Origin of the sequence: Ilumatobacter sp. (genome assembly GCF_046290335.1) — a bacterium.
Classification (GTDB): Bacteria; Actinomycetota; Acidimicrobiia; order Acidimicrobiales; family Ilumatobacteraceae; genus Ilumatobacter_A.
In genome coordinates this window covers 1521202-1534676 of the sequence record NZ_JBKAGH010000001.1, presented here as the reverse complement: position 1 = coordinate 1534676, position 13475 = coordinate 1521202, and the positions used below count along the sequence as shown (strand labels likewise).

9 protein-coding genes are annotated in these 13475 nt (G+C 64.2%); 4 read left to right on the top strand and 5 right to left on the bottom strand.

The window, feature by feature from the left end; genetic code table 11:
- Positions 1–130: 130 nt before the first annotated feature.
- On the bottom strand, positions 131–4429 hold the full coding sequence (gene mobF / locus ACE37B_RS06895; protein WP_409922538.1) for a MobF family relaxase: 4299 nt from the start codon (positions 4427–4429) through the stop codon (positions 131–133).
- A gap of 639 nt (positions 4430–5068) precedes the next feature.
- Here mobF and ACE37B_RS06890 point away from each other — a divergent pair.
- Positions 5069–5266 carry a hypothetical protein gene (locus tag ACE37B_RS06890; protein WP_409922537.1) on the top strand — a complete coding sequence of 66 codons (198 nt, stop codon included), beginning with the start codon at positions 5069–5071 and terminating at the stop codon, positions 5264–5266.
- Positions 5267–5519: 253 nt separating this feature from the next.
- Here the strand turns inward: ACE37B_RS06890 and ACE37B_RS06885 are convergent, their stop codons facing one another.
- On the bottom strand, positions 5520–6680 hold the full coding sequence (locus tag ACE37B_RS06885) for a DUF4238 domain-containing protein (protein WP_409922536.1): 1161 nt from the start codon (positions 6678–6680) through the stop codon (positions 5520–5522).
- A gap of 243 nt (positions 6681–6923) precedes the next feature.
- On the opposite strand from ACE37B_RS06885, the gene ACE37B_RS06880 reads away from it, so the two are divergent.
- The gene (locus ACE37B_RS06880; RefSeq protein ID WP_409922535.1) at positions 6924–8141 is read left to right on the top strand and encodes a hypothetical protein; all 1218 of its coding nucleotides are present in this window, start codon (positions 6924–6926) and stop codon (positions 8139–8141) included.
- Positions 8142–8228: 87 nt separating this feature from the next.
- Here the strand turns inward: ACE37B_RS06880 and ACE37B_RS06875 are convergent, their stop codons facing one another.
- Together ACE37B_RS06875 and ACE37B_RS06870 are read right to left on the bottom strand one after the other, a co-directional pair.
- A complete protein-coding gene (locus ACE37B_RS06875) occupies positions 8229–8645 on the bottom strand; it encodes a hypothetical protein (RefSeq protein ID WP_409922534.1) in 417 nt (138 codons plus the stop codon).
- Positions 8635–10677: a copper-translocating P-type ATPase gene (locus tag ACE37B_RS06870; protein WP_409922533.1), complete on the bottom strand. Its 2043-nt coding sequence runs from the start codon at positions 10675–10677 to the stop codon at positions 8635–8637. Before ACE37B_RS06870 ends, ACE37B_RS06875 begins: the two co-directional genes overlap by 11 nt.
- Positions 10678–10811: 134 nt before the next feature.
- Between ACE37B_RS06870 and ACE37B_RS06865 the strand changes: the two genes are divergently transcribed.
- Positions 10812–10973, top strand: a complete 162-nt coding sequence (locus ACE37B_RS06865) for a MerR family transcriptional regulator (protein WP_409922532.1) — start codon at positions 10812–10814, stop codon at positions 10971–10973.
- A gap of 171 nt (positions 10974–11144) precedes the next feature.
- On the top strand, positions 11145–11420 hold the full coding sequence (locus ACE37B_RS06860; protein WP_409922531.1) for an SHOCT domain-containing protein: 276 nt from the start codon (positions 11145–11147) through the stop codon (positions 11418–11420).
- A 253-nt stretch (positions 11421–11673) separates the two neighbouring features.
- Here the strand turns inward: ACE37B_RS06860 and ACE37B_RS06855 are convergent, their stop codons facing one another.
- A complete protein-coding gene (locus ACE37B_RS06855) occupies positions 11674–13446 on the bottom strand; it encodes a copper resistance CopC/CopD family protein (RefSeq protein ID WP_409922530.1) in 1773 nt (590 codons plus the stop codon).
- Positions 13447–13475: the final 29 nt, after the last annotated feature.

Sequence of the window (13475 nt, the reverse complement as noted above, 5' to 3'; positions counted from 1 at the left end):
ATCGCGGCACTCCAACGACCCGCTCTGGACCCGGCATTGCGATCGCCGGGTGTCCGCACATATCGACGCCGGCAGAGAACTCAGGGGCGACGAGCCGGGAGCGGGCAGGCACCTCGGCCTCCGTGAGGAATCACAAACTTGGAGGAGCCACGTGCTCGGCTGCGTCGAGGCGGTGCTCGCTTGCGACCTGAGATGCGAGCCGTTCCCACTGGTCCGCATGAAAATCAGTTCGAAGCGGCGCTGGCCCGAGCGGATCTGGACCGGTATGCCTCGTCCGCTCTCGGTATGCGGCGACTTCGTGGATGAGACGGCGTAGGTCGTTGGGGTCGCACTCGTCGTTTTCAACCGCCCAGTTCTCGGCGAGTTGGTCGATCCACTCAGCGGATGATTCCAGGGCTCGGTATGCGAGGTGGTTGGTTCGTCGGTTGAGGGCAGCGGCGAGATCAGGGTCAGTGCGTTGGCCCCATTCCCAGAGGGTCGTGTCGGTGCGGGTGCCGTCGATGCGCTTGTCGAGGTCGTCGATGCGTTGGCGGAGTCGGTCGATGTGCGTCTGGAGCAGGTCGTGGGGCATGGCGGGGTCCGAGAGGGTGTCGGTGAGCGCGGCGAGCTGGTCGAGCAATGGGGCTCGTTGTTCGGTGAGGTGACGGAGTTGGTGGTGCGGGTTGTGGCGTTCGATGGCGGCGTCGATCTCGATAAGTGTTGAGTCCTCTGGCGTGTCGGCCATCGTGGCTCGGACAGTGTCGACGGCGGCTTGGGCCTGATGGGGGAGCGGGGGCGGCCAGTGGGCGAGCGCGTCGGCGTCGTCGGTGAGAGCGGCGAGTTCTTGGTGCTCGACAATGTGGGGCCAGTGTTCGAGGATCCAGTCGCGTCGTTCGCTTTGGCTGTGGTGGGCGAGGCGGAGCGCTTCGGCCTTGTCGTTGATCGAGAGGTCGCTGGCGAGGATGTCGTCGACGATCTTGCGTTGGTCGGGTGGTGCCGTGGCGAAGAGCTGTTCGAGTTCAGCGATGCGCTCTCGGGCTGCGCGCAGTCCGATTTCGGGAAGTTGCTGCGGGTCGAGTTGGGGTCGGTGTTGGAGGAGCCAGATGCGGGTGTCGAGGGCTCGGTCGAGGTGTTGTCGCCATTCGGCGAGGCTGGCGGTGTTGGTGGGTTGGGGTCCGTATCCGGGTGTGTGTTCGTCGAGGTGGTGGGTGTCGCGCCATGCGGCGAGGCTGGCGAATTCATCGTCGTAGACGGCGGCCCCGACGGCGTCGGCGGGTCGGTTGCCGTACCAGGCTCGGAGCGAGGGTGGCGGTGCGGCGCGGAGCTGGTGGGTGAGTTGTCGGGTGCGGTGTTCGATGGCTGCCGGGATGGTGGCGGGTTCGTCGGGTGCGATGTCGTAGGTGCCGAGTGCGGTGTTCCATTCGTCGAGGTGTCGTTCGAGTTCGCTGTGGGCGTCGTCGAAGTAGCGGCCGGCGGTGTTGGTGAGTTCGACGGTGTCGGGTTGGTCGATCGGCTTGATCTCGCTCCACGGGAGTGTCTTGGTGCGAGTGTGTTTGCCGTCGCTGGTGGTGAACTGGACGGTTGCTGCGCCGATGCTGTCGTGGAGGTAGGTGATGGTGCCGACGTTGTCCCAGTCGAGTGCGTTGACGCGTCGGCCGGGCTCCATTCGGCTTCGGTGGGAGAGCGCTCGGTGAAGAGCGCGTGCTGCCTGGGTTGGGTCGGTGAGGCCTGCGGCTTGGAGTTCTCGGGTTGCGGTGGTGATGGCGGTTTGGCGGTTTCGGAGTGCGTCGAGTCGATGGGAGTTTGCGATGTTGGCGACCGTCGCGAGGTTCGGTGCGAGGCTGGATGCGAACGCTTTGGCTTGGGAGCGTTCGAGCATGTCGAGCATGTCGCCGCCCGGGTCGCCGACACGCTCCGATGGCAGCGGAATGCCGTCGGTCGTATGGGGGCGTTCCCCGACGAGGGCTGCGTCCTTGGTGGTGGCGTAGAGGTGCGCGGTGTTACGGGCCCGGGAGAGCGCGACGTAGCCGGCTTCTCGGTAGAGGCCGGTGGGGCCGACGACGTAGATGTCATCGCAGGTCATTCCCTGCGCTTTGTGGATGGTTGTCGCGTATCCGTGGTCGATGTTCCCGGCGTTGACGTATGCGCCTGTGAGCCTGAGCCGGCGACCGTTGCCGAGCGCGATGTCGATCTCCGATGTCGTCGGGTTGATGGCGGTGACGGTGGCGATCATGCCGTTGTCGACTCGACAGGCACGCCTGGTGTCGAGGTCGAGTTGGCCGGGTGCGTTCTGGAGGAGCACGATGCGGTCGCCGGTGCGGAACTCGCGATCGTTGACGGTCAGAGTGTCGTTGCCGAGTTGGCCTGATTCGGCGAGTTGGAGCCGTGCGAGTGCGTTGAGGGCTCGCGCTTCGTTGCGGGTGCCGGCGAGGAGCTGAGCGTTCGATCCGGCGAGGTAGCTGTTCCACCAATCGGTGACGGCACGATCGTGAATGCATCCGACGGTGTCGGCCAGGACGACTCGGTTGTGTGCGAGGTACTGCTCCCAGGCTTGTGCGACGTCGCCGTTGCGAAGGTGGTCGAGTGCAGTGTGCTCCCACGGTTCACGTTGCCGACGGTTGACGGTGAGGTGCGCTGCCTGGTCGCCTGCGGCGTCGAGTGCGGCGGCGAAACCGCCGCCGGCGTTGACCTCGGGGAGCTGGTGGTGGTCGCCAACGAGAATCACCTTCGCGCCGGCGGAACGGGCGGTGCGACAGACGTTCCACAGGTCGATGGTGCCGGTCATCGCGGCTTCGTCGACCACGACTACGTGTGCCGAGGTGAGTTGTTCGGCGACCTGGAGGAACCGTGGGACCGTGTAGGAGTCGATGCCGGCGCCTTCGCCCAGCTCGCGTGCAGCACGGGCCGATGGGCCGACCCCGATGAGGTGTCGTCCGGAGGATTCGAGTACTCGTCGAACCGTGTTCATCGTGTACGTCTTGCCGGTGCCAGCGCGTCCGACGACGACTTCGACCGTACGTCCCTGGGTGCAGACACGGCGGACGGTGTCGAGCTGATCGCTGCCGAGCGTTCCGCCGGCTGCCGCGATCTGTTCCTCGACGAATGCCTCATCGACACAGTGATGGTTGGCACTGGGAGCGCTGAACATCGTGAGCAGGTCGGCCTCGATGTCGAGCAGTCGTCGTGTGGTCCATCGCTGCTCGAAGCCGGCGTTGGCGCCGTCCTCGGTCGGCAACGGGACGAGTTCGGGTGATGCGAGCACGGCGTCGGTCAGTCGCTCGACGAGGTTGCTGTTGCCGTTGCGGGTGAGGGTTGCGGCGACGGTGTTCTGTACCTCGTGGCGGGTGACGGTGGAGTCGGTGTCGGGCAGTCGGACAGCGACTTGTGCGACGAAGTCGGCGATCGAGACCAGCTGCTCAATGCGTTCACCGGTGTGATGGTCGGCGACGTGGACGGTGACGTGCGCCGGGTCTGAGAGGTCTTGGTGTCCATCGATGACGCTTGCGGAGGCGAGGAGTTCGGTGATGTCGTCGGGTCCGTAGTCGACGGTGGCAGCGTCGGCTTCCCACTGGTGGTCGAGGGTCTCGTGGTCGATGTCGGCCTTCTTCCGACGCGTCGCGAGCATCGCTTCGCGGGCGGCATCGGGTCCGTTGAGGCCGAGTCGTTCGAGTTCGTCTTCGATCTCGGCGCGGCGTTTCGAGAAGTGCTTGAGGACCCTTCGGGGGATGCCGGCGATGTCGGCGACGTTGTTGTGGACCGTGTTCCACTCGACGCCGAGACGGCGGGCGAGTTCGTTGCGGAGCACCGACTGGTACAGCGCGCCGGCTGCCAACTTGGAGCGGTAGAGGGCTTGACCGTCGAGTGCGGACCACTTGCCATCGGGGCCGCGAGCGATGTTCGCGACGAGGACATGGGTGTGCAGATGGGGGTCGCCGGCGCGACTCGTTCGATGCCGGAACCCTGCGGCGATGAAGCCTGCGCCGCGCAGTCGGCGGGTGCCGAACTGCTCGAACGGTGCCGGCTTCGAGGCCCGATTGTTCGACCCCCTGCGCACGAAGCACGCTTCTCGTTCGAGCCATGCGATCGCCTCCTCGACGGCGGTGTTGGTTGCTTCAACGACCTCGGCGCGCACGAGTGGGTCGCCGAGCGCGTACAGAACGCTCACCGACTTGGGTGCTGAGAACGTCAGGTCGAAGCCGGGAACACGGTTCTTCCACGTCCGGACTTGGTCGCCGTTCGGGGTCGATCCGGTGCCGGGGGAGAGCCCGGCGAGGACAGCGCGCAGCTCGTCGCCGGTCACGCCATCGGCCAGGCCGAGCGCCGACGATGCTGCTCCGATCCACTGGCCCCGGGTCTCGCCGGCACCGGAGTAGTAGTCGTCGATGCCGGCGGCGACTTGGCCGAGGTAGTACTCCTCGGCGCCGACACGGAGCTTCCACAGCGACAACATTCCACTGGTAACAGCCCCCAGCCGGACTGGTTCGTTACAACGAAGTGCGGCGTCCCGGGCGCCGGTGCAGCACCTTGGTGCATCTGTGCGGACCTGATTTCGAGTGATTGAGGCGTTTCGGGTCGGCCGGCGGCTGACTTGCGTCGTGCGTATTGGCGCTGATCGGCCGGGTCGATGTAGCGATCCGTCGATTCTGGGGGCTGTTGTTTGTAGAGGCGGTCGCCGTTCGAGGCGGCTATCGATGACGATCGGAGATGTCGAGATGGCTCGACGGAGAGAGACGGAAGCGGAACGAGCGGCTCGGGAACGAGTCAAGGCGGCTTTCGATGCGCAGATGACAGCGGTGAACGACTTCTTCAGTCGGGAACGCCGGATCGAGACGATGAGGACGGACATCGCGGCGCTCGAACTTGAGCAGGCTGATGCGGTGCGGCGGCTGGTTGCAGCGACGAGTGTCGCCCACGCATCGGAGGTGTTGGGATGGCCGCAGTCGAAAGTCCGGGAGGCGTCGGCGCGGGTCGAGAGGCCGATACGAACAGCGGTGTCGACGGCCGCATCGGCGTCCGGTGAACCGACATGATGTGTGCGAGACGGGTTCGTCGGGTTGCTACGAACGTACGTTCGTGTAGCTTTCAATTCATGTCAGTTCCTGATCACGAGATCACGGCCCACATTCGGTCGGCTGCGATGGCGCCACCGGCGTCGAAGGTGGCTGTCGATCGTGAGGTGTTGATCGAGGCGTTGGAGGAGTTGCTGCAGCAGCGGAGCCTGCTGCGTCGGCTCGGTGATGATCTTCGGACGGTCGCTCGGAGTTCGCCGACGGCGGTGAAGCGATGAGCGAACAGGGATCGGCTGTCATTGGGGAGACCAAGCAGTCGAGAGGCGACGAGCATCGGCCGTGGATTTGTCCGAGCTGTGCCCACTTCATAGTGCGAGTCGGCACTGGCGCGGTTCCGACTCATGCCTGTGAGAGGTCGCGCACCGTCGTCGACTTCGTCCCATACGTGGATAGCGAGCAGGCGATGTCGATTCGGCGATCCACCGGTGCGCCGCAGGGAACGGTTGGGTCGGATGCCTTGACAAGTCGGCTTCAGGACTCAGCCGGGTCGGGCGGAGCTTCTCGCCGATAGCGATGGTGGCGTTGACGATTGACGGTGCCGTTCATTCCATCTGTGGATGCGATCGGCCAACCGGCCGATACCCGCCCGAAAGGGCGATCGGGATCTTGGAACGTGAGTGTCGCAACGTTGTCCGAGTCGTCGGGGTGGCAGAAGACCTCGACCCGGGCGGTGTCGACAATCGTCTGGTTGAGCGCCGAGATGTCGTCGTCTGAGTCAAGATGGATCACGCGATCGCCGGTTCCCGGGTTCGAGTGCATGATGAGCAGCGTGTGACGGTCGAGTGGGATCCAGATCTCATCAGCGGTTGCCAAGCCGACTCCCATCAGCGGGCGGTGATTCTCAGGGTGCTCGATCAGTCGAAATGGAGAATCGGAGAGCGCAAGACCAGGACCGTTTGCGGGACACTTCACGACGGCCCAGTGGCGAGCTATGAAGAGCGTTGAAGCCCGTAAACCCAAGTCGAGCATCTGCATGACGAACTCGTTCTGGTGGGGAACCAGTTCGGTGCCCTCGAGCTTGTCCATCGAATCGAGCAACTCGCGAGCTTCGGAATCGGTCGCAGTCTGGCCGTGCCAATCCTCGAGGAACCGGTGCGCCGAGGCTTCGTCCTGGACGAGCGACAGTTGAAGCTTGATTGCCTGGTCGGCCATGGCTTCCATATGACGCCGCTGCGCTGGCGTGCGAACGTGCAGCATCCCGAGCCAGATTGCAAGCGCCTCGCGATCGCGTTGCTGGGGAGGAAAGAGCACACCGTGCGCAAGTCGGTCCAACGGCTGTACAGCAGCACCATCGACCTCAGCAAGAACCTTCTCGACAGCAACGGTTTCGCCGACGGTCTTGTCGATTGTTGTGTAGAGGTCCTTCATCACCGCAGCGTCTGACACTCGTAGTACTGCGTGACTGTGCGGCTCGGCGATCGGGACTCTTCCAATGGCGTTGTCGTTGCCGAAGCGCTTCAGAAACGACTGCGGGTAGTAGTGGTGCCGCCGCGGGTCTCCAGCAGCGATTGGGCGATGGATCGAGGCCATCAGACGGTCGACGCGGGCTTGCTCAGTTTCGGAGAGCGGGATGTTCGTGTTCAGCGGGTCGAACCCCTCCCATTCGTCCCAGTCGACGTTCGGGGCCGGCATGCATGCGAGTTTACGAACAGCGGGGCCGGGCGCCGGCGAGGTATCACACGGTGCGCATCAGTTCGAGTCCAAATCTGCGGCGAAGCGCTCGGCGCCTGGTTGCATACTTGATCCTGTGACCGATCGGATGCAGCCGCTCTCCAGGCATCGGCAGCGTGGCATCGGCGAGTAGATGCGGGCAGGAGGTCGATTCGGATGAGCGGTAGTGGTCCATCGTTCGGGGAACCGACGCGCATTGTGGCCATGGGCATTGATTACGTACGGCGCACTGCGACCTTCGAGCGCGTCGACGGTAAACAAGCGACCTTTCCGCTCGATTCAGACGGGGCCGGCACAGGATCGATCCGTGAGGCGTGGTTCGGTACATCGAGTACCGACATTCTCATTCGAACAACGGCCGGCGATGACGTCGTTCTGCGCGGTGAGGACCGACGACCGGATGTCGTGAAACCGGTTGTCTATCTCGATCAAAATCACTGGAGCACGATCTCGAAGGCGATTCACGCTCCGGAACGAGTGAAGGCTCCGGGGGAGTGTGCCGCTGCACTTGCAATCGCCAGGCTCGCACTTCGAGGACATGTTGCGTTGCCGATGTCTGCCGGCCACATGTACGAGACCACGAAATGGACAGCGGATCTCGATCGCTATCGGCTCGCGCTCACACTGCTGCAGCTCGGTGGCGGCTGGATCATGGACGATCCGCTCGCAGTGCGCCGTGTTGAGATCTCAGCGGCGCTCGGACAGCGCTATCACGGCGCGACTCCGCCGAAGTTCACACCGTTCGGGCACGACTGGAGCCGCCTGTTTGCCGCTGAAAGAGCTCCGACAGCACCTACTGCGCCAACCGACTTCGGGCGGATCGAGCAAGCGCAATTCGTGCGTTGGACGAGCGTGGTCGGTATCGCGGCGACACTTCTTGACGATGACCCAATCGAACCGGCTCAGTCCACGGGCTGGGCTGAGTCCATGCAACGCTTCACCGATTGGCTGGCAACCGAACAGACCGAACAGCCCCTTCGCATTGCCCGAACGGATCTCGCTTTCCTCGCGGACATGTCGACAACGATTGCCGAGGAGGCACACGCTCTGCGCCTGTCGATCGATGACCTCCATGATTGGAACCTGCATCACCATGGCGAGGACGTTGACAGATCACCAATGTTGGGTCTGTTCCGGGAGGCGATGCGCCAGAAGCTCGCAACATCAACGACGACATGGACGCAGAACGATCTCACCGATCTCATGTACCTCAGCTGTGGGGCCGGATACGCCGACGTCGTCGTCGGGGAACGTCAGCTCGTTGGTCAGCTCAACGGGGGAGCGCAACGACTGCGACGATCACTTCGTGCCTTCCGGCGGCTCCAGGATGCACTGCCAACGATTCTCGACCTTGTGGGCGATTTGTCGGTTGGCCCGGGGTCGAAACGGTCGGATTCGGAGGGCCAAGCGGATGCCGGTTGAGTGGCGACGACGCAGGCACTTCATCGTTCGACGGGATGCACCGACATTCCTCGCACCGTCGTGGCGCCACGGCGATCCGACATTGAGCTACACCACCCGACCCGTGATGAGGAGGGCAATGGCTGCGGTGATATCGAGGGTGCCGCACCAGATGGGGTAGTCGCCGACGTGTGATGTGATCCGGCCGCTGAGGTGTGCGAGATCCCAGAGTCCATGTGCTGCCAGCACCGCTGCAATCACCCAGGCTGGCGAGTCGAAGATCAAGAACGCAGTGGTGACGAAAGCGATCATCACGGCGATTTCGGCGACGAAAGATCGAACCGATCCGTCAAGAAGCGCGAACACGAGGTACGGCGTGGCGATGGCTGCGACGAGCACGGCGTGGCCTTCTGAGGTAGGCAGAATGTCGAGCCACGTGATGGTCAGGCTGACAGCGAGTCCAGAGGCGATCCCGACGAGCGCCGGGCGCGGGATGCGGACCTCCGTGGAGGTGTCAGTGGGCATCGGGGCTGAGATCCAGTCGACGAAGGAGTTGGGCGTTTGCTGCGACGACGATCGTGGACAGGCTCATGAGTGCAGCGCCGATCGCGGGCGGGAGCACAAATCCGATGGGGGCGAGAATGCCGGCTGCGAGGGGGATTGCGGCGATGTTGTAGCCGGCGGCCCAGACGAGGTTCTGGATCATCTTGCGATAGCTGGCATGGGAGAGCGTGATGACGCCGAGCACAGCCCGCGGGTCTGACGATGCGAGCACGACGCCGGCCGACTCGATCGCAACATCAGTTCCGGCACCGATCGCAAGGCCGACGTCAGCCCGTGCCAGCGCCGGCGCGTCGTTGACGCCGTCGCCGACCATGGCGACCACGCGTCCCTGGCTCTGCAGATCCTTGACGGCTGCGTCCTTGTCGTCAGGCAGCACTTCGGCATACACGTCGTCGATACCGAGTTCGGCGGCGACGCTGTCGGCGACCGCTTGGGAGTCTCCGGTGATCATCACCACGCGGATTCCGCGCTCGTGCAGTACGTCCACCGCTCGACGCGATTCGGGTCGGATGCCGTCTTCGAGTGCGAACGTTCCAACGATGGCGTCGTCGACAACGAGGTGCAGCACGGCTGCGCCGCGCGCTTCCCACCGCTGGATCTTGTCGCCGAGTTCGGCTGGTGGTGTGAGGTCGAGTTCGCGGAGCAGCGATGGCCCGCCAATGGCGACGCGCTGGCCGTCGACGGTGGCCGACACGCCGCGACCGGTCAGTGATTGGAAGTCGGTTGCCTCGGCGGCGTCGATTCCGGCGTCGATTGCTTTGCGGACGATGGCGCGGGCGAGTGGGTGTTCGGAGTCGCCCTCGACGCCGGCTGCGAGTGCGAGCATGCGGTCGGTGTCGCCATCGAGTGCGGCGAGGTCAGCGACCACGTGTTCGCCGGCTGTCAGCGTGCCGGTCTTGTCGAAGAGGATGGTGTCGATGGTGCGCATCCGCTCCAGGGCGAGCCGGTCCTTGACCAGAATCCCGCTTTGTGCCGCTTTGGCGGTCGACAGCGAGATGACGAGCGGGATTGCGAGGCCAAGCGCGTGCGGGCAGGCAATGATGAGGACGGTGACCGTGCGGATCAGCGCGTCGTCGGAGCGCCCGAGGAGCAGCCACGCTGTTGCGGTGATGACCGCTGCGGCGATGGCGACGTAGAACAAGATCGCCGCGGCGCGATCGGCGAGCGCCTGGGCTCGAGAGTTTGAGTCTTGTGCTTCGGCAACGAGTCGTTGGATGCCTCCGAGCGCTGTGTCGTCGCCGATCGCGGTGACTTCGACCCGGATTGAGTTGTCGGTCGCGACCGAGCCGGCGACGACGGGGTCGCCTTCGGCTTTCGCGACGGGGTTTGATTCGCCGGTGAGCATTGATTCGTCGACTTCGACGGAGCCGTCGATGATCATGCCGTCGGCTGGGATGCGGCTTCCCGACCGGACGAGAAGACGGTCGCCCACAGCGAGTGCAGCGACCGAGACGGTCTCAACGTCACCGGCATCGGTGATGCGTTCGGCTTCGTCAGGGATCAGCTCAGCGAGCGCTGCGAGGGCACCGCTCGCCTGTCCGATGGCCTTCATCTCCTGCCAGTGGCCGAGGAGCATGATGACGATCAGCGAAGCGAGTTCCCACCAGAACTCAAGGTCGAGCAGGTCGGTCAATGACACGAGCGACGACACGAAAGCGACCGTGATCGCAAGGGAGATCAGGAGCATCATGCCGGGCCGGCGTGTGCGGGCTTCGTCGATGCCTCCGGTCAGGAACGGCCTGCCGCCGTAGAAGTAAACGACAGTGCCCAACACGGGCGCGATCCATTGCGACCCAGGAAACGACCAGTTGTAGTTCAGCCATTCCTGGACCTGTTCGGAGAAGGCGAGGACGGGGATGGCCAGTGCGAGGTTGCGCCAGAACAGGAGACGAAACATCTCGGCGTGGCCTTCGTGGCCGCCGCCACCGTGCCCGGCGTGTTCGTCATGGCCGTCCGTCGTTCTGGGGTCGCGGGAGCGGGCGTCATGATTCATGGCGCTGTGGTCGGCTGGTGGCGTGTGATTGCTGTGGTTCGTCATGGCTCTCCCGGTGGTTGTTCGATGCCCACACACCAACCTAAGGATTCCAGTCGAGGGCAAGCTTGAGTGACGTGGGTCACGATACGGTGATGGTCGTGCAGATCGGGGAACTTGCGAAGACGGCCGGTGTCACGACGAATACCATCCGCTACTGCGAATCCGTGGGCGTGCTTGACGAATCGGCGTGCGCCGAATCCAGACAACGCTCGTACAGCCCGACGGCCATCGAGCGTCTCGACTTCCTTAAGTAGGCGCAGGTTCTGGTGAACGGCTTCATCCACGAAGAGCCTGAGGTCTGCAAACGGGATCGGGGCAGGGACCTATGGCCCTGAGCGATATCACGGCCGAGGCGCACACTGAAGTGCAAGGACGACAACGACAAGGACAACGGTCCAGTTGAAACGAAGTCCAAGGAGGACCAAGTGCTCGGCAACAAGATTCTCTCCCAAACCGACAACTGGGACCACATGAACGGTTGGGGCGGCGGTTGGATGTGGTTGTGGGGCGTTGCGATGATGACCCTGTTCGTCATTCTCGTCGTGTGGCTCATCCGCACCGCAGGCACGCGCTCCACCGGCGTGCTCGACGCTCCTCGCCGCGATCCACACGACCGGGCGCGCGAGATCCTGGGCGAACGACTAGCGAAGGGTGAACTGTCTCCCGAGGAGTATCGGGAACGCGTCAGCGAATTACAGTGAACACGACAGATCAGCGCAAGAGCGATCAGGGCGCCGCCACCCGGCGATGTAGACGCATCGCTCTGCGATCTTGTTGCCGAGCCAGTTCACCTGCTCGGGGTGGGGCGTCGGACGCTCGACGGCTAGCTGCAGTTCCATCCTGGTGTCGCGAACGGCTCAGGTCGGGGGACCTCGATCGAGCTACTGCGCAGCGACGGCCGCACCCTTACCAGCAAGCAGGTGTCGCCGCGCCACCGACTCGCTGAGCCGATTGTTAGGAGGCCGCGGCCACGAGCGATGCGGTGACGACGATCACGAAACCGAGCAGGATGGCTTCGGAGGTGACGGCGGACCGGAGGTGTTCGACGAGTCGGGGATCGTCGGGGTCTGCTTCGAGTGCGGGAAGCAATCGGAAGTGGTTGTATGCCCCGCCGACCATCGCCAACGCCGCAGCAGCGCTCTTCAGGATGAGGATCTGGCCCCATTGCGTGGAGAAGAGTTCGCCGACCGAGTCGAGGACCAGGATCGCCATGATTCCTCCTGCTGCGATGACGGCGCCGAGCGCGATGGTGGCGATTCCGGAGAAGCGGACGACCATCTCGAGTGCTCGCGGAGCGACGGAGGAGCGGTGACGCGACCACAGTACGGCGGCCATCGCCACGACGCCGCCGAGCCAGACGGAACCGGCGACGACGTGGATGGAGTTGACGATTGCGTGCAACGGTCGAATGCCTTTCGACACGGTGTGGCCGTCGAACCAGAACGAAACGACCGCATTGGCCACACCGATGTACGCGGCGCTGGACGAGCGATCGGGGACCCACTGTCGGATGATCGGCGACTCGGCGTCTAGCTTTTCGGAGACGCGTGCTCTTGGTTCCTCGCTGATGCCAACCGGCCGGGGCTCTCGTGGTGGTGGTGAGGTCGAGATGGTGACGCTGCGGTGTGGACCGCTTAGGGCCGGTGCGTGCGCAGGGCTCTGCGAGTGCCGGCGGAGTAGTGGGTCGATGGTTGCGGTTCCTCTTGACGGCACCCGCTCGGTGCGATCGACTGTGCGACGATGGAGGCGTTGCCCCCTGGGCTTTTCGGGGTCGTCCGACCAGAAGGCTCGCTCTTCGCGTTCGTACTCCACGGTCGGATTCACGGCCGCTGACAGGGAGTGTGCGAGCCGGGGTGTGCGCACCGGCATGGTGACTGCGGCAAGGCCCGCCGCGATGGCGAGGCCACCGACTCCGCGTAGCAGTGTGGCCAGTCCGGGCTGTGATGACCAGTAGCTCACGATCGAGGCCTCGGCGATTCTGGTGATTCCGACGTATTCCAGCAGTGCGCCGACGGCAAGGGTCGCGCCGAGGATCCGCAGGATCGCGATTGCTCGTTCGATTTCGTCTTTTCGCCCGCGCAGGGTGGTTGCGGCGAATGCGCCGCCGCCGATGAGCAGAGTGATCGCAGCGAATCCGATCAATCGACCCCAGCGTGCAGTTCCTTCGCCAGCGCGCGCGGTCTCCACAGTCATGAACTCGTCGAACGACGGTGCGGACGCGGACATGTCCATAGTGGAACCGTCGTCCATCACCATCGTGGAGCCGTCGTCGGTGACCATGGTGGACTCGTCGTCCATCACCATGGCACCTGCGTCGCCGGGTGCGGTCACGCTGAACGAGAAGGTTCCGTTGATCGTGTGGAGGTCGGGAGCGTTGACGGCCCAGCGCACTCCGATCTGGCCGCCTGCGAGGGGCGGGTCGAAGGTCAACTCGACCATCTTCTGATCGGCCGACGACGACACGCTGGTCGGAGCACGGACGACACCGTCGGACGTGAGCGCGGTGAACGCGTCATCACGGTATTCGGATGCTCCGGAGAACTGGAGCGTGATGGTGCTGACGGGTTCCGCGACCGTTTCGCCGTTCGCCGGCGACGACTCCTCAAAGCTCGTGTGCGCCGACGCGACACCGACGGGGACCAGGATGACCAGTATCGCGACGAGCACAGCGAGCAGCGGTCGCAGCGAACTCGGAGCACGCCGGGGGAGATCATGAAGCTTCGTCATCGAACCGTAATATACTACACACCGTCGAA

Bases quoted from the DNA above. Each gene is read 5' to 3' on its own strand.
- mobF (WP_409922538.1), bottom strand. From the start codon at position 4,429: ATGTTGTCGCTGTGGAAGCTCCGTGTCGGCGCCGAGGAGTACTACCTC.
- ACE37B_RS06890 (WP_409922537.1), top strand. From the start codon at position 5,069: ATGTCAGTTCCTGATCACGAGATCACGGCCCACATTCGGTCGGCTGCG.
- ACE37B_RS06885 (WP_409922536.1), bottom strand. From the start codon at position 6,680: ATGCCGGCCCCGAACGTCGACTGGGACGAATGGGAGGGGTTCGACCCG.
- ACE37B_RS06880 (WP_409922535.1), top strand. From the start codon at position 6,924: ATGGGCATTGATTACGTACGGCGCACTGCGACCTTCGAGCGCGTCGAC.
- ACE37B_RS06875 (WP_409922534.1), bottom strand. From the start codon at position 8,645: ATGCCCACTGACACCTCCACGGAGGTCCGCATCCCGCGCCCGGCGCTC.
- ACE37B_RS06870 (WP_409922533.1), bottom strand. From the start codon at position 10,677: ATGAATCATGACGCCCGCTCCCGCGACCCCAGAACGACGGACGGCCAT.
- ACE37B_RS06865 (WP_409922532.1), top strand. From the start codon at position 10,812: ATGGTCGTGCAGATCGGGGAACTTGCGAAGACGGCCGGTGTCACGACG.
- ACE37B_RS06855 (WP_409922530.1), bottom strand. From the start codon at position 13,446: ATGACGAAGCTTCATGATCTCCCCCGGCGTGCTCCGAGTTCGCTGCGA.